22 protein-coding genes and 1 riboswitch are annotated in these 26,601 nt (G+C 39.5%); of the genes, 13 read left to right on the top strand and 9 right to left on the bottom strand.

Annotation, left to right across the window (positions count from 1 at the left end; all coding sequences use genetic code 11):
- The first annotated feature begins 508 nt into the window (after positions 1–508).
- Genes BST86_RS05025 through BST86_RS05005 form a run of 5 tightly spaced genes read left to right on the top strand, consistent with a single transcriptional unit; the run spans position 509 to position 4,695 of the window.
- Positions 509–1,726, top strand: coding sequence for a DNA cytosine methyltransferase (locus BST86_RS05025; RefSeq protein WP_242446464.1), 1,218 nt, complete (start codon positions 509–511; stop codon positions 1,724–1,726).
- Positions 1,726–2,532 carry an ATP-binding protein gene (locus BST86_RS05020; protein ID WP_105982317.1) on the top strand — a complete coding sequence of 269 codons (807 nt, stop codon included), beginning with the start codon at positions 1,726–1,728 and terminating at the stop codon, positions 2,530–2,532. The genes BST86_RS05025 and BST86_RS05020 overlap by 1 nt, the downstream gene beginning before the upstream one ends.
- Positions 2,529–3,050, top strand: a complete 522-nt coding sequence (locus BST86_RS05015) for a hypothetical protein (protein WP_105982316.1) — start codon at positions 2,529–2,531, stop codon at positions 3,048–3,050. The genes BST86_RS05020 and BST86_RS05015 overlap by 4 nt, the downstream gene beginning before the upstream one ends.
- A 41-nt stretch (positions 3,051–3,091) precedes the next feature.
- Positions 3,092–4,048, top strand: a complete 957-nt coding sequence (locus BST86_RS05010) for a sensor histidine kinase (RefSeq protein WP_146126713.1) — start codon at positions 3,092–3,094, stop codon at positions 4,046–4,048.
- A gap of 8 nt (positions 4,049–4,056) precedes the next feature.
- Positions 4,057–4,695 (top strand): hypothetical protein, encoded by a 639-nt coding sequence (locus BST86_RS05005; protein ID WP_105982314.1) that lies wholly within the window; start codon positions 4,057–4,059, stop codon positions 4,693–4,695.
- A gap of 212 nt (positions 4,696–4,907) precedes the next feature.
- Here the strand turns inward: BST86_RS05005 and BST86_RS05000 are convergent, their stop codons facing one another.
- Both BST86_RS05000 and BST86_RS04995 read right to left on the bottom strand, forming a co-directional pair.
- Positions 4,908–5,543, bottom strand: coding sequence for a thiamine phosphate synthase (locus BST86_RS05000; RefSeq protein ID WP_105982313.1), 636 nt, complete (start codon positions 5,541–5,543; stop codon positions 4,908–4,910).
- A gap of 91 nt (positions 5,544–5,634) precedes the next feature.
- The gene (locus tag BST86_RS04995) at positions 5,635–6,945 is read right to left on the bottom strand and encodes a Na+/H+ antiporter NhaC family protein (protein ID WP_105982312.1); all 1,311 of its coding nucleotides are present in this window, start codon (positions 6,943–6,945) and stop codon (positions 5,635–5,637) included.
- Positions 6,946–6,989: 44 nt separating this feature from the next.
- Positions 6,990–7,086: riboswitch (SAM-I-IV-variant riboswitch) on the bottom strand.
- 219 nt (positions 7,087–7,305) lie between these two features.
- Here BST86_RS04995 and BST86_RS04990 point away from each other — a divergent pair.
- The gene (locus tag BST86_RS04990; RefSeq protein WP_146126712.1) at positions 7,306–8,175 is read left to right on the top strand and encodes a hypothetical protein; all 870 of its coding nucleotides are present in this window, start codon (positions 7,306–7,308) and stop codon (positions 8,173–8,175) included.
- A gap of 80 nt (positions 8,176–8,255) precedes the next feature.
- Here the strand turns inward: BST86_RS04990 and BST86_RS04985 are convergent, their stop codons facing one another.
- Complete coding sequence (locus BST86_RS04985; protein WP_105982310.1) at positions 8,256–8,834, bottom strand: DUF4251 domain-containing protein; 579 nt, start codon at positions 8,832–8,834, stop codon at positions 8,256–8,258.
- A 437-nt stretch (positions 8,835–9,271) separates the two neighbouring features.
- Here BST86_RS04985 and BST86_RS04980 point away from each other — a divergent pair, with 437 nt between their 5' ends.
- From BST86_RS04980 to BST86_RS04970, 3 genes are read left to right on the top strand one after another with little or no spacing between them, the layout of a single operon-like run.
- Positions 9,272–13,423 carry an Ig-like domain-containing protein gene (locus BST86_RS04980; RefSeq protein ID WP_105982309.1) on the top strand — a complete coding sequence of 1,384 codons (4,152 nt, stop codon included), beginning with the start codon at positions 9,272–9,274 and terminating at the stop codon, positions 13,421–13,423.
- 20 nt (positions 13,424–13,443) lie between these two features.
- A complete protein-coding gene (locus tag BST86_RS04975; protein WP_055412768.1) occupies positions 13,444–14,394 on the top strand; it encodes a PorP/SprF family type IX secretion system membrane protein in 951 nt (316 codons plus the stop codon).
- A gap of 17 nt (positions 14,395–14,411) precedes the next feature.
- Entirely contained in the window at positions 14,412–16,295 is a 1,884-nt protein-coding gene (locus tag BST86_RS04970; protein ID WP_105982308.1) for an OmpA family protein, read from the top strand.
- Between the two features lie 129 nt (positions 16,296–16,424).
- Here the strand turns inward: BST86_RS04970 and BST86_RS04965 are convergent, their stop codons facing one another.
- Positions 16,425–18,290 (bottom strand): T9SS type B sorting domain-containing protein, encoded by a 1,866-nt coding sequence (locus tag BST86_RS04965; RefSeq protein ID WP_105982307.1) that lies wholly within the window; start codon positions 18,288–18,290, stop codon positions 16,425–16,427.
- A 277-nt stretch (positions 18,291–18,567) separates the two neighbouring features.
- Here BST86_RS04965 and BST86_RS04960 point away from each other — a divergent pair, with 277 nt between their 5' ends.
- The 4 genes from BST86_RS04960 to BST86_RS04945 all read left to right on the top strand — a co-directional run bounded on the left by BST86_RS04960 (position 18,568) and on the right by BST86_RS04945 (position 20,716).
- Entirely contained in the window at positions 18,568–18,870 is a 303-nt protein-coding gene (locus tag BST86_RS04960) for an HPF/RaiA family ribosome-associated protein (protein WP_105982306.1), read from the top strand.
- A 1-nt stretch (position 18,871) separates the two neighbouring features.
- Entirely contained in the window at positions 18,872–19,273 is a 402-nt protein-coding gene (locus BST86_RS04955; protein WP_105982305.1) for an arsenate reductase family protein, read from the top strand.
- A gap of 78 nt (positions 19,274–19,351) precedes the next feature.
- The gene (locus BST86_RS04950; RefSeq protein ID WP_105982304.1) at positions 19,352–20,338 is read left to right on the top strand and encodes a TerC family protein; all 987 of its coding nucleotides are present in this window, start codon (positions 19,352–19,354) and stop codon (positions 20,336–20,338) included.
- A gap of 72 nt (positions 20,339–20,410) precedes the next feature.
- Positions 20,411–20,716 (top strand): hypothetical protein, encoded by a 306-nt coding sequence (locus BST86_RS04945; protein WP_105982303.1) that lies wholly within the window; start codon positions 20,411–20,413, stop codon positions 20,714–20,716.
- A gap of 315 nt (positions 20,717–21,031) precedes the next feature.
- Here BST86_RS04945 and BST86_RS04940 read toward each other — a convergent pair whose 3' ends face one another.
- From BST86_RS04940 to BST86_RS04920, 5 genes are all read right to left on the bottom strand, one after another.
- Positions 21,032–21,424 carry a DoxX family protein gene (locus tag BST86_RS04940; RefSeq protein WP_146126711.1) on the bottom strand — a complete coding sequence of 131 codons (393 nt, stop codon included), beginning with the start codon at positions 21,422–21,424 and terminating at the stop codon, positions 21,032–21,034.
- A gap of 12 nt (positions 21,425–21,436) precedes the next feature.
- Positions 21,437–22,060, bottom strand: coding sequence for a nitroreductase family protein (locus BST86_RS04935; protein ID WP_105982301.1), 624 nt, complete (start codon positions 22,058–22,060; stop codon positions 21,437–21,439).
- Positions 22,061–22,170: 110 nt separating this feature from the next.
- Complete coding sequence (locus BST86_RS04930) at positions 22,171–24,732, bottom strand: phosphoenolpyruvate carboxylase (protein ID WP_105982300.1); 2,562 nt, start codon at positions 24,730–24,732, stop codon at positions 22,171–22,173.
- A gap of 168 nt (positions 24,733–24,900) precedes the next feature.
- Positions 24,901–25,149 (bottom strand): acyl carrier protein, encoded by a 249-nt coding sequence (locus BST86_RS04925; RefSeq protein WP_105982299.1) that lies wholly within the window; start codon positions 25,147–25,149, stop codon positions 24,901–24,903.
- Between the two features lie 93 nt (positions 25,150–25,242).
- The gene (locus BST86_RS04920; RefSeq protein ID WP_105982298.1) at positions 25,243–26,529 is read right to left on the bottom strand and encodes a beta-ketoacyl-[acyl-carrier-protein] synthase family protein; all 1,287 of its coding nucleotides are present in this window, start codon (positions 26,527–26,529) and stop codon (positions 25,243–25,245) included.
- Between the last annotated feature and the right edge of the window lie 72 nt (positions 26,530–26,601).

Genomic DNA, 26,601 nt, shown 5'->3' with positions numbered 1-26,601 from the left:
CCAGACCAGCGGGAACCGGCAAATTTGTGGATAGATATTCACAATGACTCGCAACAATGCTTAGTCATTTTAGACTGAGTGATTTAGAAGGTGAATGGTTTTTTATCGCTTTCGCGGAAGGATGCAATGGTGAAGGTTGATATAATCTATTTGATTGTGATCAAAATATTCCAATCAGTGATCATATTTTTCTTGTGTTTGCTTAACTGTACATTTTTCAAAGTGAATTACATACGACTATGCGCCTTAATTAATTTTGATCTCTAAGCATTAAATTGGATGGAATATATAGTTATTTAAAATAGAAGCGTAGTTTGTGCCGGTGACTTGTTATAATAAAACGTGTGAGGAGCAGAATATCTTATCAATCGAAATTTGCCCAAATTTGGAATAGTACTTCAAAAAGTGAGATGAAAATCAGGGTTCAACTGTCAATTAATTATCAAATAATTGATAATCAAAGTATTGCTATATTGGTATGAATTTTTATTTGATGTAGATTTATATTGTGAATTTTATAGATTTATTTTCCGGAGCAGGTGGTTTATCCGAAGGTTTTATTAACGCTGGATTCAATCCTATAGCGCACGTTGAGATTGATTCTCACGCATGTAATACTTTAGAGACAAGATTGGTATATCATAAGCTGAAAGGAGAAAATAAAATTGATCATTACTACGATTATCTTTTAGGAAAAATAAGTAGACCAGATTTTATTTTAAAATATGGAACTAAAGAGCTTTCAGAATCGGTATTGAATATTGGCATTGGTGGATGCAACAATGACTCTATTTTTAAACATATTGATTTATTGGCTGGAAATCAAGAGATTGATATAATTATAGGTGGTCCACCGTGTCAAGCATATTCGTTAGTAGGTAGAGCAAGAGATGCCAATGGCATGAGAGAAGATCCTAGAAATCTTTTGTATCAAGAATATGCAAAATTTCTTGAAAACTATAGACCCAAAGCCTTCGTATTTGAAAATGTTTTGGGTCTAATTTCTGCTCAAAAAGGGCAGTACTTTAAAAATATGCAAGAACATTTCAAATCAATTGGATATAATTTAGATTATAAAGTTCAGCATTCAGAAGAATTTGGAGTTCTCCAAAAAAGAAAAAGAGTTATTTTAATTGGTTGGCGGAAGGACATAGATTTTAAATATCCAGAGTTCAAAAAAGTAAAACATGATTTTAAAGTCAGAGATATTTTAGATGATTTAAAAATACTTGAGCCTGGTGAACAAAAAAATGTAACTCGATATAAATCTAATTCTTCAGATTATTTAAATCAATTTGAACTACGAAATGGGATGGATTTTGTGACTCAGCATATTGCGAGACCTCATAATATTAGAGATTTGGAGATCTATAAAATTGCAATTCAAAAATGGGAAAATAGGGAACGTTTAAAATATCCAGATCTACCAAATAAATTGAAAACACATAAAAATCAGAAATCATTTTTAGATAGATATAAAGTTGTCGATGCCAATGGATTATCGCATACAATGGTTGCTCATATAGCCAAGGATGGACACCATTATATATATCCAGACTCTAATCAAATACGCTCATTATCCGTAAGAGAAGCTGCAAGAATACAATCTTTTTCTGATGATTTCTTTTTTGAAGGTGGTAGAAGTGCAGCATTTAAACAAATAGGAAATGCAGTACCTCCCTTGATGTCCAAAACTATAGCGGAACAATTTAATTCATTAATTTAATGGGAGTAAGAACGCACACGTTTCAACCAGGCGCACGGTCTATTATTCAAATGGGTGAAGAGTTGATCGGCCATCCTACATCAGCAATTAATGAGTTAGTCAAAAATGGTTACGATGCGGATGCTACAGAAATTGATGTTTACATTCACATAGCCGAGGAAGAGTCAAAATCTTTTCTAATTGTAAAGGATAATGGGACAGGAATGGCGAAAGAAACACTCTTTGGGGAATGGCTGCAACCCTCGGTTAGCTCCAAAAGAAAAAGGACTCACAGCGAAATCTTCAACCGACAATTCTTGGGTAATAAAGGTATTGGTAGGTTAGCAGCAATGGCTTTGGGTAAGAGACTCACTGTTGTATCTAAAACATCATATTGTGATAAATTCAATTGGTTGAGTTTGGATTCAAATCAATTTTATGAAGAAGTTCTTTTAGATCAAATAAAATTCCCTGGGGACGAAATTCAAAATTATATTGATTTATTTGAAAAAGATCACCTGCTATCGATAAGAAACAAAGATCGAAATGATGTACTGTTGAACTTACTCAATAATAAGTATCAAAATTTTTTAGAAGGAACAATTATTATTTTAGAAAATATTGATGATAGTCTTCAAAATTTAATGATAGATGAATATAGTAATAATGAATTTGATTTAAAATTTGAAGATACCAGCTTAATGAAATCACTTGGGGTCTTAATTACCCCATTGGCAATGAGTGAAATGATACAAGATGAATTATTGACAAACAATATCATTTCCAAAAGATTTCAATCGCAAGTGAAAAAAGTACTTTTAAATTGAATTTTGGTACTAATCTTATTGAAGATCACAAGAATGAATTCCTTCTAACCGAAGTCGTACCATTAAAAATACTTAAAGGATATAGTTATAGGGCTATAGGTAGAATCAACTCCACAGGCGAACTTAATGGAGTGCTTTTTTTTAACAGACTTCCAAATGAATCGTTTGAAAAGAAAATGATTTTGGATGTCTCTGATTATTCTAATTCAAAAACAGAATTAGTTAATAAACAAGAACTTAAAGATTTAACCGATTCTGAAGCACAAGCTGATCTAGGTGGGTTTATGTTTGATATAAGAATTTATGATAGAGAAAAAGATGCAATCGAAAAGCTCGGAAATATATTAAATGAGAAAAATACTCGAACCAAGAATATTTTAAATAAACTTCTTGGTATAAGAATTTCTAAAAATGGATTTGGCGTTAAACCCTATGGAGACATTGATGGAGTTCAAGACTGGTTAGGATTAGGTCAAAAAAGAGTGCAAGATCCAGGAAAAATATTGGACCAAATCTAGTGCTAGGTTATGTTTATTTGTTTTCTCCACAGAATGATGGATTGAAAGAGAAAACAAATAGAGAAGGCTTCTATGAAAACAATGCTTTTAGCCAACTGAAAGGGATGTTGCTAAGAGTGATGCAAGAAATTGGTCAGCAGAGATATAATTATCGCCTTAAGAACAATTTAGGTAGACCAGTTGGAAAATTGAATACGCGACCTGAATCTCAAGAATATTTAAATTTTATTAGGGATAATATTGATAATGATGAAGTTATAAATAAGACTCAATTATTTATAAACGAAACTAACAATGCTCTTAATAGCGCTGAATTCAGATTAACTCTCGCCGAAAGATTAGCCTCTCTAGGCAGTAGTCTTGAGTTATTATATCATGAATTAGCCCAACCAATAACAATTTTGGGAGCTTCGGAATTAGAAATTTATGACCAAAATGAAAAGATTACTCAACGAGAAATAAAGAATAAGATTTCAAATGAGTTAAGTTCAATTGCCGATGCCGTTAGTACTCTAGATGATTTAAAAGAATCCCTAGAGCCTGCGATCGGAAAATCCGTGAGTAGAAATTTTAAACCAATCGTTTCTTTTTCGAAAGTTATCCGATTATATAAAAAAGATATTAATGATTTTAAAATCCAGATTGATATCGATCCTAAATTAAACTCTTATCAAATAAATGATAATGAATATGCTCTTTGGATATCTTTTTTAAATATAATTAATAATGCAGTTTTTTGGTTAAAAACAAGTGATGAATCAAATCGAGCAATATTGTTTTCCCTTGAAAACACAAAATTGGTAATAAGTAATACCGGACCTTTAATTCCCGAGGAAATTTTAGATATTATATTTGAATATGGTGTTTCTAATAAACCCGGAAAGAATAAAAGTGGTTTAGGTCTGACATACACTCAGAGCATTTTATCCAAAAATAATTGGGATATCAGAGCTGAAAACAGAGAATATGGGCCGGCTTTTGTCCTTAATAGAAGATAAAGTAAGTTATGGGTAAAATTTTAATCTACGATGACGAAATTTCTATTGTCAAAAAAATCAAGGCTGATATACGCGGTTTAGACTTGGGTTTGAAACCTATTACATTTATTACTCTTGATAGTCTAAGAGAATATATTTATTCTGATGATAACTGGATGGACGTTAAAGCTGTTATTTTCGATTTAGCTCAGAAAAATGAATTGGATTCTCAAGACATGGATTTTGATATTTTGAAAGATATTAAACATTGTTTTCATCATCGTAGGGTGCCGATTTTTATTCATAGTGCATACGCAATGCAGGTTGAAGAACTTTCAGAGTTACCAACGGTCTTATTATTTAAAAAAGGAGCTTATTCAATTAGAAATGTTCGAGATCACCTTGCAAAACTACAGAAGTCTGGTTTTCTAGATTTATTTAGTGAAGGCAGATTACTCAATGATCAAATATCAATATTGAAGAGAAAAGTAAACTTAGATGATGAAGTTTTGAAAGCTAGAATGCATTCCGAATTTACCTCAATAGCGTTAAATGAAAATTTTATTGAGGAGATTGATAAAATCCTACAACTTGAAAACCCTGCAAGAGAAACGTTTTTGAAGTATTTAAAGCCTGCAGTAAAGAAAATAATTGATTCCCACAGTTAATTATTTGCTCTCGATAAATTAAGTTTTAGTTGTTCAATTACGGTACTATCATAAATATGGAGGTTTTAAAAATCTGCATCAGCATAGAGTCTGAGGTCGGGTTTATTAGATCATTAGTAGAATTGTAACAATCTTACAATTATAAACTGCTATTCAAAATCTATAGGAGGCATAAAGTATTTTATGTATAAAACATCATTTTATTAAACGAATCATTCAAACCTATGCCTGATCTCTTGAGTAGAAGAAGCTTTCAGTAATTGGTGATAGGTTTTGATCAAATTGAAATCGGTGTTGATTTCTTGAGATACGATGATTCCAGAGATTCCGGTGTCCAATATGTTCTTGACATCGTTTGTAGTAATGTTGCCAAAACCTAGTAATGGTGTTTCGGTTGGTAAGGCTTCCGCAATAGCGGTATAACCATGTATCCCTAAGGCATTCGTTTTATCTTCCTTAGCCGTTTGAAAAGGTCCCAAGGCGATATAATCCACTTCTTTTTTAATCAAGTCCTGACAATCCTGCAAGGTGTGTGCGCTAGCACCAATGCTTTGCCATGGGAACAAATGTTCTCTCATTAGAGTAGGAGAAGCGTCGGTTTTTTCCAGGAATACGCCGTCTGCTTTAATGGTTTCGGCAATCTTGTAATGGCTCGTGATGATGAGTCTGGTCTGAAAATGCGAAGTAATCGCCTGAACATCTTTAGCCAACTGTAAAAGCGCTGGTTTCTTGATGTGCTTCATGTCCAGTTGTACCAATTCGATTCCAGCACTGCAAGCTTTCTGAATGTTGTCTAGATGAAGTTGAGGCGTTTTGGCGTTTGATATGTAATGAAGTTTTGGAATCATAAATTTTAATCGAATTTGCTGACAGCACTCAGGTTATTGGACTTACAACTGGAGTGGAAGCAAAGGTACCTAATATGCCAGGCGTTCTTATTTATGGAACTCTTATCGTTTTAGGTGTATTGAATACAATGAATGCTATGGTCGTCATCAACAGTAACAAGAGGTACCACGTGTTAGAAACCAAATCCAGATAATTGATTTGTTCGTTAGACAAACTCAAGATCATCAAGACCTGTGCGCCATACGGCAACAATCCCTGAAAAATACAGGCAAAAATATCCAGAATCGACGCTGTTTTCTTGTTGTCCAGATGGTACTCATCATTAATGGTTTTGGCAATGGGACCTGTGATAATGATGGAAACCGTATTGTTTGCGATGGCTAGATTCACGGTGCTGACCAGTGAAGCAATACCCAATTGCGCTGATTTCTTGCTGGAAATCAGCTTTTTGATTTTGATCAGGATAAAATCAATACCACCATTTCTGGCTACGAGTGCAGCTAGACCACCGGTAAGTAAGGACAGTAAGAAGATCTCGGTCATGCTGGTGAAGCCTTCATAGGCGATTTTGGTAGATTCCAATAAGGTGAAATCACCGTAAGCAATCCCTAAAATGGCAGCACTGATGCAACCCAAAAGTAGCGTGATAAACACATTAACACCCAATACAGAAAGTCCAATTACAAGAAGGTAAGGCAAAATTTTAATCACCGAGTAATCATAAATGATCGTCTCTGCATTGCCAGACTCTAGGTCCAACCCTTGAAAGATCAAAATGGCAATGGTGACCAAAGCAGCTGGAAGCGCGATCTTGATGTTCTCCTTGAATTTATCACTCATCTTACAACCTAAAGATTGGGTCGCAGCGATCGTGGTATCTGATATGACCGAGAGATTATCACCAAACATACTACCGCCCAACAAGGCACCACACAAAATGGCTAGGTCTGCGCTGCTTTTATCGGCAAAGCCCACCACAATAGGCGCCAGTGCGACAATCGCACCTACAGAAGTTCCCGTAGAAACCGATAGGAATGCGGCGATAACAAAGATGCCCACGTAGATGTATTGCACTGCAATAAAGTCCAGACCCAAATTGACTATAGCATCCACGCTACCAGTCGCGTTAGTGATGGCAGCAAAAGCACCGGCCAAGAGATAAATCAAACACATGGTCAAGATCTTATCGTCACCACAACCTTTTAATAGGGTTTGGATTTTGGATTCGATCGTTTGTCTGAACATCAGGAATGCCACGATGATTCCCGCAATAACAGCTATAGGTGCTGGTAATGCGTAAAAGTCATTTTGAATAATACCAACGCCTAGAAAAGTAAGGACGAAGACAAAAAGCGGTATAAGCGCTGAAAATTTAGGGGTAATCACGGTTTTATGATCCATATCTTAATTTGAGATAAGGGAAACAGCGACCAGCAATAGAAGTATGAGTTAACATTTTTTCCAAAAACTTGGCTTATCCATTTAGCACCTTGCTCGTTATTGCAGGTTGCTATCTCCCTAATGAGATTCTTGATAATTATTTGCGGCGGCAAAACTAAACCATAACATTTTAAAATGAAGCTTTGAGAACCATATAATATGTTAAGAATTATGAGGAGCAGACCTTGCTTGGTAATCTAGTCCAATGACGCCTCTGGTAAGGAATAACAATGATCGTATAAATAGTAGAGTAGTGGTCACCGCAGGAGATTTTTATAGCGGCAGATTAGATTATCTTTATTTTAGAAAAAATGCATACCTATGAAAAAGGTTTTGTCAATACTATTTGTTTTTAGTGGGATGGCCTTAGGTGTTGCACAGCAGTCTGTTGAGGATATTTCTGGAGCATATCATATTTCTAGTAATGATCCACATGGAGATTCTCATGTAATTATCTCACCAGATCATCATTTTGCTATCGCATTTTTTGGAGGTGTGCTCAAAGGAACTTGGCAAAAAGTAGAAGACCATTATCTATTCACCTATCATAAGGAACCTAAAGTGGTGCTGTACGCTCGCTATAATTCGAGTATTCAGGATTCGGTTAAAGTTCGTGTTGGACTTGATGCCAATAGAGGTTTTGCGATACGTTTTAATAGTTCTGTAAATGAGGCCTTTACAGCTATATTTAATGAAGCCGCCAATTGCTTTACGTATCCATATATCTACTCGCAGCGCAATTCCATTGAACAAATAGAAATCTATCAGCAGGATTTGAGAAAATATGCAGAAGGCGAAATCACAAACTCTAAGAACTATATTTTTAGTTTTAAACCAAACGCCTCGTATAATGAGTTTTTGCTCACAGGTTTACCTGAAAGTTATTCTCAAGGTGGAACCTCTCAAGTAAGGTTTATGGATGGTCAATTGTTTATGGAAGATCAAGGCGGCATACAAAAGCGTTCTGAGTATAAAGACATCAATACGGAAGATCTTGAATTCTTTGAACAGTATTTCAAGAATGAGATATTTCCAGAAGTTCTGGATTCAAATCATGAGCAGTTCCCATATGCTGAAAATCCTACAGATCAAGATTTAGTACCATTTATTAGAATTACGCCTAAGATGATGCCTGTAAATACTATAGTTATGAATCCGGGCAGTTTATTTTATGCGATTTGTGATGATTAAAAGAATTTGATATTTGAACCATAATGTATATTATGTCAAATAGAATTTTTGAGAACTAAGTAGACTTGTTCTCTTTTTGATTACTCCTTGGAATCGTTCGTAGATACCACTCTTCCTTGATATTGCATGACCGTTCTGGTGGTGCTTCTTACGTAAACCGTTGCTTTACCATTGGCAAATACAACCACGTCCACGTCATAATTTTCGGTTTTGTCATTGGCATCAAATTCAATCTCGTATTTGTATGCCTCATTATCTACCGTGTAGAGATAATCCTCTGGCGCCTGTTCAAAATTGATACCACTGTCCTGCGGATTGTTATATCCAGCACCTTGACGACGCTCTCCAAAAAACGGTAAATTGGCTTTCACCATGTCTGGATGAATTTCTAGAAAATGCCCGTCGCCCGTAAGGTCAATTCTATTGGCAGTATCTCCCGTATTACGCATCAATTGTTGAATCACTTGTTGGGATGCATACGTATTCAAGGGATAAGCCGCATCCATCTCAATGCGCAACGTATCACCATTAACCACTTTATTGGTCAACGCCTCAAATTCTGCTGGGCTTCCCGTTTTTTGAACGCTGCAGGCAGTAATGCTCAAAATAGCGATAAGTAACAACACACATTTACTATATATAGGACGATACATTTTCATAACAAAGATATTTGAAAGTTAAGCTACCATAATAATGCCAAGCTTCTTGGTAAAATCCTATTAAAAAAGCTATTGGCTTCAGGCAATCTGTCACGTGTGTTTTCAGATCAAGACCTTCTACCCTTTTAAAACACTAACTCAAAACATGGAAAAACGATCAAAACTTCATTTTTATAGTGTGATAAATATGGAGTTCGCTTTCGCGAAAGCGTAACTATCTTTTACCTATATACTAATTATATGTCTCAAATTAATATTATGATATTTTAAGATTTTTAACCGTTCGTCGATGAAATTTAACGACAATCGTAATATTTATCAGATTAAAGTGGTCTATATCCATGGTTCTTCTATATTTAGCCTCTTAAACCAATCAACCCATATCACACCAATTCCCCTTATTCAAGTCGTAATTAATTTATATAGGAAGCTATTTTATGAAAAAAAACTACGTAAGTAACTTACTGCCAACACCATGGCTGTTGTTCCTGCTGCTGTTCCTGCCCATGCTAAACGCACAGGCACAGTGTCCAACGGTGACCGCTTCACCTCAAGTGATCTGTGATGCCCCTGGACTGACTTTTCAAGATTTAAATGCATTTGCCAATCCTGGTGCCAATCCTATAAGATGGTATGCTAATCCTACTGGTGGATCGCCTATACCACCATCCCAACTCGTGCGACAAGGCACTTATTATGCGGGTGACACCACAGGAAATTGTGGTACTCGTGAGGAACTGGTCGTAGATTTTACGGTAGATCCCAGCGGCCAAAGTCTAGAAGCGATTTTCTGTGATAACGAGAATCCTACCATTCAATCCTATATCAATCAGGCACTTGCTCCCAACGTCCCAACTGGAGGTTCTGTAGAAATCTATTCAGATTTTGCCCTTACAAATCGACGTCAGCCAACGGAAGCCTTACCAAGAAGTGCAAATTACTTCATCGTTTTTGTGGACAATGCAGGCTGTAGAAGCCAGATAGAATCTGGTAGTATCGCCGTCTTTGATTCACCAGCTGCTCCTAGTCCACCAACCACTCAGGATTTTTGTTCTGATACGGCACCAACTGTAGCAGACCTTGATCCAGGAACGACCAATAATTTCAACTGGTATAGTGAGGTGGATAGTGGTAACAGTCCAATCCCACCATCCTTGTCTCCTACTACTTTGTTGGTGGATGGAGAAACCTACTACGTACAAGCAGACAATTTCTTTTGTGAGAGTGAAGCTGTGGCAGTTACCGTGCGCATTGCAGAGCCACCTGTTCCGGGTGTAGGAACGACCCAGCAATATTGTATCGATAACCTACCTCAAGATGATTTTGATCTTTTTCCGTTATTAACAGGGAATCCAGATACCACAGGTACTTGGGAAGGCCCGACAACGATTACTAATGGTAATACGGGAACCACTAATATTAGTGCATTGACGCCTGGATCGTATAACTATGTGTACACGGTTCCTGGTACAGATCCATGTCCAGATCAAACAGCGACTATTACCATCGTCGTTAATGAAATTTTATCTTCTGGTGTGGCTTCTGACTTGAGTCCGTTGACTTTTTGTGAGTCACAGGCGCCGACGGCCTATGATTTATTCCAATTGATTGATGATGAAGATGCAGGTGGTACATGGACCCAAGGAACGACCAGCTCTGATCCAACGGTCTCCTCTAATTTTGATTTTACAACCTTGGCAGTTGGCACCTATAATTTTACGTACAGTCAGAATTTGGATCCCAATCCTTGTCCTGAAGATAACACGACGGTTCAGGTAATTATTTTGGAAGATCCCAATGCAGGAACTGCTGTCCCTACAGAAATTTGTGAGAACGAGATCGACCAGAATTCCCCTTTTAATTTATTTGATGCTTTAGACGGTTCTCAAGATAACAACAACGGAACCTGGACTGATGCTTCAAACACAACGGTAACCAACAGTATCGATATCACTGGCTTTACTGTGGAAGGAAGCCCTTATGTGTTTACCTATACTATCGACAATGGTTCTTGTACCGATAGTGAATCGATTAGCATCGTTATCCAACCAGCACCAGAATCTGGTAACTATATAGGAACTCCATTTGAGGTTTGTGAAGACGCGGCTGCAGGAAGTTCGCCGTTTGATCTGTTCTCATTATTGGATGGCACGCAAGACACGAATGGTACTTGGTTTGCAGGATCCAATTCAAGTGGTACGGCAGTAACCAACCCCATTGATTTAACCACTCTGGGAACCGGTAGTTTTGACTTTACCTATACCGTACCAGCCATTAGTAACTGTACGGATGACGATGTAACAGTCACCGTGATCATCACAGAGCTGCCTGAAGCAGGAACTCCTACTCCATTTGAAGTTTGTGAAACAGACGCAGCTGCAGTCTCTCCGCTTGATTTATTCGATCAATTAACTGGTGAAGATGCTGGTGGCGATTGGTCAGATGATGATGCGACTGGAGCACTTAATGGCAATAACGTAGACTTGACACTATTAGCGGTTGGGTCCTATAGTTTTACTTATACCATAACTGATGCTAGTTGTACGGAAACGTCCACAGTTACCGTTACGGTTACTGATGCGCCAGAAGCTGGTACAGGAACTGACTTTGAGATTTGTTTGGAAGATGTTACTGCTGGTCAGCAGTTGGATCTCTTCAATCAGTTAGCAGATAATGACACCAATGGAAGCTGGAATGATGATGATGCCACTGGTGCTTTAACTAATAATATCCTTGACTTGAGCGCCTTATCACAAGGTTCCTATAATTTTACCTACACGGTTATAGGTATAGGAAGTTGTGTTGACGATTCTGAAACCATTACGGTCACTATTAATGATATTGCAGCGCCTGTGGCTCCAACTACACAAGAGTTTTGTGATCAAGCCACCGTAGCCGACCTAAGCGCCACAGGTACTACGATTCAATGGTACAGCGATGCCGAATTGACCAATTTGCTTGCTTCAACAGATGCCTTGCAGGATGGTGAAGACTACTACGCTACCCAGACAGATGCAGTAACCAATTGTGAATCATCTGTTGCTACTGCAGTGACCGTTACCATCAATCAAACTCCCGATACAGGAGTTGCTGCACCTATAACGATATGTAGCGATAACAGCGCTGTAGATCTATTTACAGCATTAGATGGCACTCAGGATGCTGGAGGAATTTGGGTGGATACGGATGGATCTGGAGCTTTAACTGGCTCTACTTTTGACGCTAGCGCCGTCGCTCCTGGAACCTACACTTTTGAGTACACCATTACCGGTACAGCCCCATGTGGTGACAGTTCCACACTTACAACAGTAACGGTTCAAAATCCAGTTAGTGCAGGAACGAGTACCAGCATCGATTTTTGTTCTGATAATGCACCAGTAGATTTATTTAGTCTATTGGGCGCCGCAGATGCTGGCGGAACTTGGTCACCTGCCTTAACCAGTAACACCGGTGTTTTTGACCCAGCCGTTGACCCAACTGGCACCTACACCTATACCGTTATGAATGGTTGTAACACATCCAGCGCAACAGTAGAAGTTACGGTAACCGCTGCTCCAGATGCGGGCACCAGTTCCACCATCATGATTTGTAAAATTGATGCACCATTTGATTTGACTGCTAGTCTAGGTGGCTCGCCGGACACCAATGGCGTTTGGTCTCCACAATTGGCCAGCGGTGGAAATATATTTGACCCAGCCGTTGATACGGCTGGAATTTATACGTACACTGTTGCGGCTACGTCTCCATGTAGTACGGATGCCGTATCGCAGGTGGACGTCATGATTGAAGAAACAGCGCCTCCAACGGTGACATCAGCGAGTTTGACATTTTGTGCTAGCGAGATGCCTATGGTAATGGATCTAGATGCAGCGGTTACCGGCGAAACAATCACTTGGTACGATTCTGCAGATGCCACCACACCGTTGACCGATGATACGTTACTTGTAGATGGTGCGACTTATTTTGCTACTCAAACCAGTAATACTGGTTGTGAATCAGATCAACGAGTACAAGTAAGTGCCGTTGTAAATGATGCTCCTACTCCAACACTGACTGCAGATGGTGGCTCATTTTGTGTAAATGACAATCCGACGTTGTTGGACTTGACACGCAACATCAATGAATATGATGCTGCTGCAAACAACATCCAATGGTATGCAGATGCAAACGGCACGTCACCGTTATCCTTATCCACCTTATTGTCGCGAGATACGACTTATTATGCGGTGATTGTTGATCCTGCTTCTGCTTGTGAGAGCAGTGTACGACTAGCCGTTACTCCAGATCTTACCGCGTGTGGCGATGTCGTTGTACCTGATGGCTTCTCTCCTAACAATGATGGCGTCAATGATACTTTTGATATTGATAATCTTGGATTCTTGTATCCAAACTTCGAAATGGAGATTTATAACAGAAACGGAATACTGGTCTATAAAGGTGTGGATAGCACACCAAGATTTGATGGTACCTCTAATCAAGATGCCTTATTTAGCAATGGTCAATTGCCGGTAGGTGTTTATTTCTACATCTTGAAATTCAATGACGGTAGCACTAAACCTAGACAAGGGAGATTATACATAAGTAGATAGAAGCCAGAAAGATGACACACATGAAAAACAACTATACAATCGGTCTGTTCCTAGCTTTTACCTTAGGTATGCTTTGTAAGGCCACTGCACAACAGGATCCACAGTTCACGCAATACATGTACAATCAAAAGATCATAAATCCTGCTTATGCCACTGGCAACCAGCAGGAGATCAATTTGGGAGCTTTGTACAGATCTCAATGGGCAGGCATTGAAGGAGCGCCTAAAACGGCTTCCTTTTTTGTTCATTATCCAGTAAATGACCGCATAGAACTGGGCTTATCCTTTACCAATGATGATATTGGTAACGTAGTTACTGAGAATAATATTTATGCAGACTTTGCATACATACTACCTGTTTCTGAGCAAGGAAAATTATCTCTTGGTTTAAAAGCTGGAGTGACATTATTTGATGCAAATTTTGATGGATTTACCCTACAATCTGGTGGTACGGATACTGATATTGCCTTTAGAGATAACATCAATCAGACATTCCCTAATGTTGGTGCTGGAGCTTTCTATTACACCGATAGATTTTATGCAGGATTATCGGCTCCAAATTTATTGACCACTACTCACCTAGAAAATGATAATGGTGTACAGTCAACAGGAGTTCAGGATATTCATTTATTCTTGACCAGTGGTTACGTGATGGACCTCAATGACGAAATAAAACTGAAACCAGCCTTCTTACTACGAGGTGTAAAAGGAGCACCGTTAACACTAGACCTGACGGCAAATGTGTTGTTTAATGAAAAATTTGAAGCTGGTGTAGCCTATAGATTTGGAGATGCGGTTTCTGGACTGGTCAATTATAGAATAGCGCCTAACTTGAGAGTTGGTTATGCCTATGATTATACTGTAAACAATCTAGGGAATTACAATACGGGTTCCCACGAGATCATGCTACTCTTTAATATACAATCAAAAGTTTGGGACAGAGGTTTTGACCGTTCCCCAAGATTCTTTTAATAAGACACCGAGACATTATGAGATTACGAATTACAATTCTGCTCATGGGGCTATGCACCTCATTTTGCGCCCAAGCACAAGAGCTGAGCTTGAAACAAACCAATAGGCTTTATAAAAATCAAGCCTATGTTGAAGCCATCAAAAATTACGAAAACCTAAAGCCAACCACTGAGGTACTTAAAAAATTAGGGGATTGTTATTACTATGTTGGTGACATGGATAAAGCAGCTTTTACTTATTCCAAAGTAGAAGATAAAGGTGGCGTTATAGAAGACTACGATCGTATTTATAGATATGCACAGTCACTCATGGCGATCAAGGATTATGACAAGGCAGATAGCTATATGCTTTATTATCAAGGCCAATCTTGGAATACCAGAGAATTCCTTAAAGATCTTGAGTTAAGCACACCGCACACCTTCAATGTTAGGCCTATGGCAAATAATGGTTCCAATAGCGATTTTGGAATGTCTTTTATGGGTAATGATAAAGTAGTCTTTGCGTCTTCTAGAAATAAAGAACGTCCCATTTATGCCTGGAACGGATTGCCTTATTTGGATTTATACACGGCAACTTTAGATCGCAACGGCTCCTTGAAATCTGTTGAAGCTTTTGAGGCCGTCAACACAGATTTACATGAAAGCAATGCTGTATTTAACCAAGCTGGTACGGTAATGTATTTCAATAGAAATAATGAGGAACGCGTCAAGGTAGACGGTATGCCTGTTTCCAATATGCAGATTTTCAGAGCAGAACTGGTTGACGGTCAATGGACCAATATCACTTCGCTGCCATTTAACGATGAGACCTATAGCAATCAACATCCTTCTTTGAGCAAAGACGGCTCTACCTTATACTATTCCAGCAATATGCCTGGTGGTTATGGAGAGTTTGATATTTACAAAGTGGACATTCTTGGTAATGGAACCTATGGCGAACCGGTCAATTTGGGCGAGGATATCAATACCCAACACTTGGATCAATTTCCATACATCAGTGGCACTAATACTTTGTATTATGCGACCAATGGTAAACCTGGATTAGGTGGTCTGGATATTCATAGAAGTGATATGGTGAATGGTACGTTTGAAAAACCTATCAATTTAGGGTCTACCATCAATAGTTCAAGAGACGACTTTGCCTATATCGTTGATGAGAATCTGGATAGAGCCTGGTTTTCATCCAATCGTAGCGGTACAGATGTGTTGTATGAGTCCTTTCGTGAAGAAAACATGCTGGATAAATACGCTGTTGGCGGTGTTGTGAAAGACAGCATTACCAATAAGTTACTTCCAGAATCGCTGGTTTCCCTTCTGGATGAGCGCGGTACGGTTATCGACGATGCTATCGTGGGAGAAGATGCCCGTTACTTTTTCAAGATCAAACCTAATAGAAAGTATACCATTAGAGGAACTCGTAAATTGTACATACCTCAAAACGTAGATTTCTCTACAGATAAAAATGGGAAAATAAGCCATGATATTTTACTGACCTTACTTTCTTATGACGATGCAGAAGATATGATCAGACAGGACCGTAAAGGTGATACTCAGGTAGAACTGGACCAGATCTTCTTTGACTTTGACGAGTCCGTTATTAAACCGCAAGCTGCAGCAACGCTGGATAATTTAGTGGACATCTTGAATAAATATCCAGAAATGGAAATCGAGATATCTTCTCACACAGATGTACGTGGTCCGGCAGAATATAATTTGGATCTATCGAATAGACGCGCCGCTGCTACTCTTGAATACATCGTGAGTAAAGGAATTGACAGAGACCGTTTGAGAAGCATTGGTTACGGTGAAATGCAACCTTTGAACAAGTGTGTTAATGAAGGCATGTGTACTGAAGAAGAGTACCGTTTGAATAGACGAAGTGAGTTCAAGATCATGAATTAGAGGTAGTTACCACCTATAATAAGAAATCCAGATGGCATTCACCATCTGGATTTTTTGTTATAGTCTGTTGATGAATTCGTTTTCGCGCCTGCCTGCCGGACAGGCAGGAAAGCGAATTCACTAAAAACTTTATCGCTTCAAAGAAAAATGGCCGGTCACTTCCATATTGTCGTAAATGATGCGATACCAATAATCTGTACTGGGCAAGGGCTCGTTGTTAAAAGTACCGTTCCAGCTAGGATCTGTCGCCGTCATGACTTTCAAAAGCTTTCCAAACCTATCGAACAATTCTACACGAGCGCCAGGAAATGCAGCAAGATTGCCTACTTCCCAGACATCGTTGAATCCGTCATTGTTGGGTGTGAAAAACTGGTTGATGCCCAACCTATTGAAGGTTTGAGTTACCGTGGTACAGTTTTGTAAATCGCTTACCTCTACCACAGCCTGTAAGACGCCAGTAATATCTAAATCATTGCTTCTTTGGTACGCACCGTTGTTGAATCTGTACTGGAAATCACCGTCATTGGTGATGACTGTGAGCATGTTTCCGTTTTCCTGTAATTCTGGGATTTCAGGCGCATCGATGGCGCTAATCGTAAAAGTTGCGGTAGACGAGCATCCATTGGGATTGGTGACTTCTACGTTATACGTGCCAGCACCAGAAACTTGTATGGTGGGCGTGCGCTCACCCGTACTCCATTCATAGTTAGCCAGGCCAGTAAATCCAGTATCCAAAAGGACATTTTCATCTGGACAAACCACTAAATCCTGACCACTCACCACTGGTGGATTGCTTACCGTAAAGTCGATAGCAGCTCTATTAGAACTCACACATCCCGAAGCAAAATCTCTGGTTTGGGCATAATAGGTTCCTGTTTGGGTTACCTGCAGGGTATTACTGGCAGACTGTAAAAAATTACCGCCAGTGGCTGAGTCGTACCAGTCCACGACAAAACCATTGGCTACGCTCACTTCAAGAGTTGCGCCTTCTCCAGCACAGCTCACGACATTATCTTCTACCGGTGTTGGTTCAGGAACGTCCACTACCCTATATTCAAAAATGTCAGAGAAATTGGCGCATTCTGTTCCAATGAGATTCACGGCGTCTTCGGCGATTTTTACCCGATAAAACGTCGTCGCTGTCAATGTTGGTGAAGTAAATGAGTTTCCGTTTTCACCATTGATGTCCGTAAAATTTTGTCCATCAGTACTGGTTTGCCATTGATATTCTGGGCTGTCATAAATGGACTCGCTGGTGTTGATGGTCAATGTAATGGCTTCACTGGGATCGTTGATGCATCTAAAAGCTTCCGTATCATTGTTTGCGTCTTCCAACTGCACCACGTCACCACAAGTACGGAACACGATATCGTCGATCGCAAGATCATTGCCGCAGCCGCCATCACCTTCATTGATCATCTTTAAGATACATCCATTCTGACCTGCTTCTGTGGTGAACGTTAAACCATATTGTATCCATACGGGTTGGTTTTCTGCAAACCTGGGATCCATGACGCCTTGAGCAAGCCTGTTGGTATCGGTCACGTCCCATATTTCAAAACGCACTTGCACGGGTACCTCACGACCGGCACATACATTGTTGGAACCGTTAAGCAAGTTGATGATCCAGGCGCTAAATTCATAGTTGGTATTCTCGCACAGTCCGTTTATGGTCGTTTGGTAAAATTGGTCAGAATCAAAGGAAGCATTGACGATAAAGGCCTTTCCATTAGCATCACCAGTATGATCACCTACGTTATGAAAGCTACCCAGCTGCTGCAAATTACTGGAAATGGTATACTGGCCATCTTGCGTATTGGAGTTCACAAAAGTATAGCCGGTTTGAACCGCTGTCAATGGTGGACCGCTTGTGGTTCCACTGCCAAAGGTTTCTGTAAAAATGGCTTCACTCGATGCACCAGAGCAAAATCCTAATTGCGCTTTCGCGAAAGCGAAACTTCCCACCATCACCACAAAAAATATCATCTTTTTCATATTACGAAGATAATGGAACAAGAGCCATCTTGAGTTCATGGCTCCAATTAGCAATCATTACTGTTTTTCCCGTAGTGAACTCAGGAAATAATAGCTAAAGTGTTTTAATCAAATGATTCTAAGTCATTTGAAATCGCAGAGAAATCTGATTAAGTTTTACCTCAATTTTACTGGATTCTTAATAACCTTAAATAATATGTAAATCAATGCTAAGAATTGATTAAATTAGGGATGAGATCCTCATTCACAAAGTATCTTTAATCAAAAACGTATATTTATGTCCATAAATTTCAACTACCAACACGTAACAGGAAGCCAAGAATTAGAGGCTTTTACCGCTGAAAAACTTCAACCCATTTTTGATCGCTATAACTGGGTCACCAGAGCGGATGTATTTTTTAGATTAGAAAATACTTCCAGCCGTGAGACCGGTATGATTGCAGAAATACGCCTAAGCGCTCCTGGACCAAGACTTTTTGCCGAAGAATCACACAATACTTTTAAAGAATCTGTAAAGAAAGTCGTTGCACAGCTCAAGACACAATGTGAGAAGCGCAAGGCAGATATGATAAATCACTAGGATGGTCTCAATAGCAACTAACGAGCACGAGATAACGCTTATCTATAATAGCGACATTAAAAATCATAAGGAGATTTTTGCCTATGCAAAATCTGCTGATGATAATTTGAACGCTATAGATCTTACTAAACAAAAAGTGACGGGCACTTTTTTTACGGAACTTGCAGATCTATTAGGTGTACAGGTTAAGGACCTGATTCCAACAGATCATAGTGCTTTTGTACTAAAACATGGTGAGAACGTGAAACTAGATAACGATGGCGCTATCAAAATTCTACAACACGAACCAGATATGTTGATTTACCCTATTGCAGTCAAAGGCAAAAAAGCCATTGTTGCAAAACTTTATGGTGATATCACTCAATTTTTTGATACAGATACGGCAGCGGTAAACATACCGTAAGATTGTATCTTTGTACATAACTAAGGCTGTAGAGGAATCATTTTCTTTTACAGCCTTCGTTTTTAAATTCTACTATTTATGATTGTTTGGGTTTCTTTCATCATTCTTGTGAGCATCTTCTTAGTGCTCGACTTATTTGTATTTAATCGCAAAGCACATGTGATTGACACTAAGGAAGCCTCAAAATATACTGCACTTTGGGTAGGAATTGCTCTGGCATTTACCGGTGCCGTTTACCTTATTTATCAAAACGGCTGGATTGCAAATCCCGATGATCTTACGGCTTCTAATGCCGCTTTAAAATATGTAACTGGTTATTTGATTGAGTTGTCCTTGAGCATCGACAACATTTTTGTCATTGCCGTTATCTTCAAATCCTTCTCCATACCCTTAAAATTTCAACATCGGGTTCTATTCTGGGGAATTGTAGGTGCGCTTGTCTTTAGAGCATTCATGATATTGTTTGGCGTGGCATTGATTAATGAGGTAAGCTGGATGACTTATGTCTTTGGTGCATTTCTATTGTATACAGCCTACAATATGTTGACCTCGCATGAAGAAGATTTTGATCCAGAAAAGTCATATGTATATAAATTCGCGCGCAAGTTATTCCCAGTAACCAACACGCTTGATGGACAAAAAATGTTTGTCCATAAAATGGGGAAACGAATCGCTACACCACTATTTCTTGCCTTGATCGTTATTGAGCTAACCGATATTTTATTTGCACTGGATTCGATTCCTGCTATTCTAGCGATTACTGCAGATCCGTTTTTGGTTTTTTCCAGTAATATCCTTGCGATCATGGGATTGCGTAGCATGTACTTCTTCCTGTCCAACTTACTTGATAAATTCCAATACATACATTACAGTCTGGTGGCCATACTTGCCTTTGTAGGTATCAAGCTCATTTTAGTGCACCATGTCGAGTTCCCAGAATGGCTTTCTCTTGCGGTTATCATTCTTGCTTTAGGCTTAGGAATGCTCTTTTCAAGCCTTAAACCTACCGATGAAAAAGATCGACAAAACGTTAAAGAGTCACTCAATACCGATAAAAAGCCCTAAAAAGTGTTAAAACATCCGTTTATCGATATTTAAGTGTTTTTAGTCGGTATATTAGTATCAAATTATTTTTATATGGTACACTTCAACTATAACCACTTAACTAGGAGCAAAAAACTGGAGGAGTTTATTACTGATTCTTTAGAAGAGCTTATGGGAGAGGACTCTCACATCTCTACAGTTTATTGCTTTCTAAGTCGAACTTTTGACAACCGAGACAAACTTATCAGCACTCTTAAGATGCAGATACGTTTGAAGAGCAATGACAGTGTGGTCATCGAGCAATCTGGTACAAATTTTAAGAATGCCTTTAAAACGATTAAACCTGAATTAGCCTTCATGTTTAATGAACAACAGCGCCAGATAGTAGCATCTGCATAGAATGGGATACAGGTTTCCCCTAAAAACCTGACCTTTTTCAATAGTTGTCACTGTACTTGGACATTGATTAGTGCAAACACTTAACTACTTTACATTGCCATGGACTTACCTCTACGTTAATCGAGGTAAATTTTTTATTAGCTAAATATAAAAGCCACGATCCTATAGAATCGTGGCTTTCTTGATTATAATATGTTTCTTGTATCTATCTAACGCCCAAAAGACCGCGCAACTCATCTGCCGTGACCGACTTGCCGTAAACCTTATGATCCACTTCTAACAATTCCAATTTTCGTATCAACTCTTTTTTAATAATTAATATTCTTTTCGTCTAGGTTGCCACGTTAATGAATTCATTAATAATATGTAAAAGGCAATCGCATGAATTATTTGGGACGGTAAAGCTGCCCAGTTTTCGATGAGGCAGGTTCCTATCATAAGAATTCCCATTAAAGCGATACCAGCTGCTAGGGCATACCGTATCACCTTCCATCCTATCAAAATTCCTATTCCTACTAACAGTTCTGCAATAGGAATAAAGTATCCTACAATAAGTGATGGCGCTCCCTGTAATAAAGTATCTGCAAATTCTGTACTAATGCCTTCAGCTACCTGAGTTAGTCTAGGTATTCTAACCGCGCCATGAATCAAAATGCTTATTCCCATCGCAAGTCTGAAGCTGTGATAGGCAAGTTGCTTATTGGACATGAAAAGTCGCTTTTACGATTCGCTTACATCTGCGCGCTGGACATAATCTCCATTAAAGACAAATTCATCTTGCTTTTTGCGTTTACGCTCGCTTTTCTCTTCTTTTTGTAAATCTTCGGGAACATCGCTTACTTCTCCACCATAATATCCTGCGGCAATGGCGGTAGCAACGTGATAGGTATCAGGAAATTTAAATTCTTTGAGAGCTTTCTCGTGATCCAGACCTGCCATTTGATGTATGGCGATCCCCATACTCTGTGCTTGGATCGCCATGTTGGCACTAAATTGACCTAAATCATGTAAAGCATGAAAGTTATCCTTACCATCTGGAGTTTTCTTATCGAAAACACCAAGCATCAAAACTGGAGCATTTTTAGCCCAACCTTGGTTGAATTCGACTAAAACGTTCATGATACGATCATAAGCTTCGCTACCTTTTTTTCCCCAAACGATATTCCAAGGTTGCCAATTATTACTACTAGCGGCCCATCGACCGGCTTCAAATAAAGATTGGAGATCTGTATCGCTTACTGGAGTATCTGCAAAAGCTCGCGGACTCCATCGGTTTTTGATGAGATCGTGGATCTCATGATCAGTTGGAGTTTTTTTTAATACGTCAGTCTTAGGATCGCTCATAACAATAGTTTTTTAAGTTAGTTTCTTAAAATTACAATGCTATAAAAGGATCACTGCACGTTTAAGAATACTTAAACACGCATTTGGATGGATTTAACGATAGCGATTGATTAGGCGCTATTTCTACTGGCGTTGATGTTACCGTAAAGTGATCTCGTCACTAATCGCTCGTAAATTTTACGATCTTCAGAGTCTTCCTGACCCATTTCCTGGATGCGTTTCAAGGCAAATTGCTGTATGGTCAATAAAGGCAATACAATGTTTTCCCTAGCCAAAATACTGGCTTTTCCAGCAGGTTCGTTTTCCATTAATTCCTTCATGCCAGATAGTTCCAGCATTAAGGCTTTTGTGCGTTTATATTCATCATGAATCAACGTCCAGAACGCTCCATATTCTTCATCATCTTGCATGTAGGCGGTTAAACCAAAGAAAGACTTGGTCAAGCTCATCATGCTATTATCCAGCAATGTACGAAAGAATTTAGAGTGCTTGTACAAAGCTTCAACCTCGCTCCATTTTCCAGCTTCCTTCATTTTTTCTAATGCTGTTCCTACACCATAAAAACCAGGTACATTCTGTTTTAATTGGCTCCAGGATCCCACAAAAGGAATAGCCCTCAAGTCCTTAAACTTAAGCTCGCTACTACTACCGCGTTTGCTGGGTCGGCTACCTATATTGGTCATCGCATAATACTTGAGCGTACTCATGTTTTCCAGGTACGGTAAAAACTTAGGATGCTGCTTGAAGGCCATATAAGTTTCATAACTATAGTCTGCCAGCGCATCCATGGTTGCGGCTTCTTCCGCTGTAAAATCATTTTCCTCGCTGTTGTAGATCGCATTGGAAACTCCACTACTTAAGAGCTGCTCCAGATTGTACTGACAACTCTCCAGCGTTCCAAATTTTGAACTAATGGTTTGACCTTGAACGGTTAACTGTATTTGTTTGGATTCAATCTTACTTCCCATAGAGGCATAAAACTGGTGTGTTTGTCCACCACCACGCGCTGGTGGTCCACCACGTCCATCAAAGAAGATTACCTCAATACCAAATTCACGACTTACTGCCGTCAATGCTTCCTTAGCCTTATAAATACTCCAGTTGGCCATCAAGTATCCACCATCTTTAGTACCATCGCTAAAGCCCAACATAATATGCTGCTGGTCGCCACGACGTGTCAAATGCGCTCTATATTCCTTGTTTCCGTACAATTTGCGCATGACTTCTGGTGCATGTACCAGATCTGGAACGGTTTCAAATAATGGGACTACATCAACCGCTGGTTGGTGCATACCACACAATTTGAGCATTGCATAAGCTTCCATAATATGCAGGATCGTCTGCGTGTTTGAGATGATGTAACGATGACAAGCTCTCTCGCCATTGCGTTCCTGAATGGTTTTAATCGCCCTAATGCTACCTATGGTGCGTTTCGTATAATCATCGTCCAAATCATCTTCGGTCAGATCGCCGCTAACGGTTGCCAAAGCCTCTAATTGTTCTGGCTCTGATAGATCCTGATAGTTGTTGGGGAATTTCGCTTTCGCGAAAGCGAACAATTCATCAAACACCTGATCATGAATACTACTGTCCTGACGTATGTCCAAGGCAGAAAAATGAATCCCAAACAACTGAATCTTATTGATAAGCGATTGAAGATCTGCAGCAAACAGCCCGTTGTGACGCTCTACGACCGTTTTCTTGATGTCTTCCAGTTCCTTTTGCAAATCTGCAGCTGTGAAGTCCAGAACACCTTCAGTCGTGATAGCTTCATAACATTGAAGTTCCAACTTTTTAAGCGGTTGCTCTACGCCCTTGAAAGTGAGCCTGCGACCTAATTTTCTAAGGTCTCTATAATAATTTTTAAATATGGTGGAACGTAGCTTTTGTGCCACGTTGAGCGTAATATCTGTGGTTACAAATGGATTACCATCACGGTCACCACCTGGCCAGAATCCCACTTCAATAAGCGCATTTTCAAAGTCTTGATTATCGGGAAAATTGATTTTAATATAATCGTAGATGTTACCCATCGCATAGTAAAACACGTTCTCCAGATACCAAACTAGACTTGTCGCCTCGTCAAAAGGTGTTGGTTTCTCCTTCTTAAAGAATGGCGTTTTTCCCAATTGCGAAAGCAGCAATTTGACTTCCATAATATCATTGCGAGTCACCGCAGCGCTCAAATCATTGATGATTCCTAACACAGATCCCGGATAGAATTGCGTTGGGTGCGCAGTAAGTACTGGCTTGATCTTAAGTTCCTTAAGATACTGAATCAGCTCTGCTTCCTTTTTGTGTTCAACAGCTTCTTCTTTGATGCCTCGTAAAGTACCACGGCCATCTAGGTTTTGTACGGTAGCAAAAGCTGCGTCTTCAATCGCATCAAAGAGCACCACTTGACGCTCGATGTATTGAATAAAGCTAAAGAGCAATTGTTCCTTTTCTTCCTTGGTGGTATCCCGCATGTAGCGGTCATAGAAATACTCCACAATTTCGGTAGGGTTTTTCTTAAGCTCGAACCCTTGTTTACAAATGGTATGAAACAAAGGGAGCAATCCACCGGTGTTGGAAATGTTATCAAAAGGTAGCGTCATAAAAATACCGTTAAATATGTGGTATTTTGAAGCTACTTCATTCTCAAATCGTTGTAGTTTGGGTAGTCGTGCCATAGTACGCTAAGGTACTACAGCACATCTTGATTGCCGAATATATACTTAAAGATTACGTTAAATATTGTGGATATGCTTACTTAATTTTAGTTTCTACAAAGAATGTATAGCCAAATTATGGAAAAATGATTTTGGTGGTTGCTCATTTATCAATCTCTAAATGTTTGGTCAAGCCGTTTTCTTTTGCACGATCCGTACAGCGTCATTGACGGTTTGCATTTCTTCCATGTCCTTTTCATCCAGTGTGATATCAAAAGCATCTTCAACATCTAAAGCCACGTCTACTAGATGGGCGCTATTGATGTTTAAATCATTCATTAAGTGACTGTCTGGTTGGATCGCGCTTGCATCCACATCTTGAGGCAAATAGATTTTCACAATAGAATAGAGTTTATCCTGTATTTCTTCTTTAGTCATCTAGCTTTTTGTTTTGAAAGATACCCATTTGCCTTGTATGAACAAATAGAGCAAGTACAGGTATCAATTTTTATTTCAGTGAAGTTCTTTAGATCAGTCCTTAAACCTAGCAAGAACAGCGCAGGCGTTCACATCACCAAATCCAAAACTTGCTTTCAACAGCAGATCAATCTTAGTGGGTATGGTTTGATTTGGAATTTTGGCGGGATCGACCAATTCTGAAATTTCTGGGTGTAATACGTTTAGATTATTGTTTTTAAAAATGTGCTGTTCCTGGATCTGAAGTATACTACCTACCAATTCAATACTTCCAGCTGCGGCAAGACAGTGTCCAATACTTGACTTAAAGCTGTTCATAAACGGGAAATCAGTTCCTGATCGGTCAAAGGCTTTGGACCAATTCATCACTTCATAGGCATCTTTTCCAGTAGCGGTGACGTGTCCGTTGATGGCATCCACTTCACTCGCATCAATTCCAGCATCTTTCAATGATTGTCGTATCACTTTTTGAACAGCCGCACCATTAGGTGCCGTCATGCTGCCATCACCACGATGACCGCCAGCATTAATAGCGCCGCCTAGCACTTCGCAATAAATTCTGGCGCCGCGATCCAAAGCAGATTCCAAGCTTTCCAACAGAATAGCTCCAGCACCAGATCCTGGAACAAATCCAGCAGCGTCTGCTGCAAAAGGTCTGCTCGCCTGTTCTGGATTCTCATTATAATGTATGGGCAAAATGCGCATCGCATCAAATCCACCCCAAATGTAAGGTCCTGAATCACTGGTAGATCCCACGAGCATCTGTCTAGCTTTACCGGCAGCAATACGTTCGTAACCCATAATCAGCGCCTCGGTTCCTGTAGAACAAGCACTGGAATTACTCGTTACCATATTTCCTGCTCCCAATTCACCTGCAAGCCAGGCGCTAATACCACTGCTCATGGTCTGAATCACACTAGTACTGCCCAATCTGCGTACTTTGCCATCATCAATAAGATGAATCGCTTCCCTAAACTTCTCGCCACCACTTTGACCGGTTCCAAAAATGATCCCGAAATCTTCCAAAGCTTGTTCCTTAGGAGCGATACTCAAACCTGCATCCTCAAAAGCTTGCTTACCAGCTATAATACCATAGAGCATACCGCTGGCTTTAAAACCACGCTGCTGTAGCGGCGTGAGATATTGATCGGTTTGTTCTTGAGTCACTTGCGGAGTTCCAGCCACCTGGCACCCAAAGTTCAAATCGGCTAATTGTTGTTGGAATCTTATGCCGCTGGTTCCTTGCTGTAACGCTTTCGCGAAAGCGGAAACCCCAACAGCATTAGGCGCCACAACACCTAATCCAGTGACCACTACTCTACCCGATTTTTGAGAATTCATATGCGCTAAGCTAGAAACAAAATGGGAGAAAACCGCTCATTGCAATTACCAGAAAGAAGTTTAAAGATGGCG

Source organism: Nonlabens agnitus, assembly GCF_002994045.1.
Classification (GTDB): domain Bacteria; phylum Bacteroidota; class Bacteroidia; order Flavobacteriales; family Flavobacteriaceae; genus Nonlabens; species Nonlabens agnitus.
This window is presented reverse-complemented; position numbering and strand designations above follow the sequence as displayed.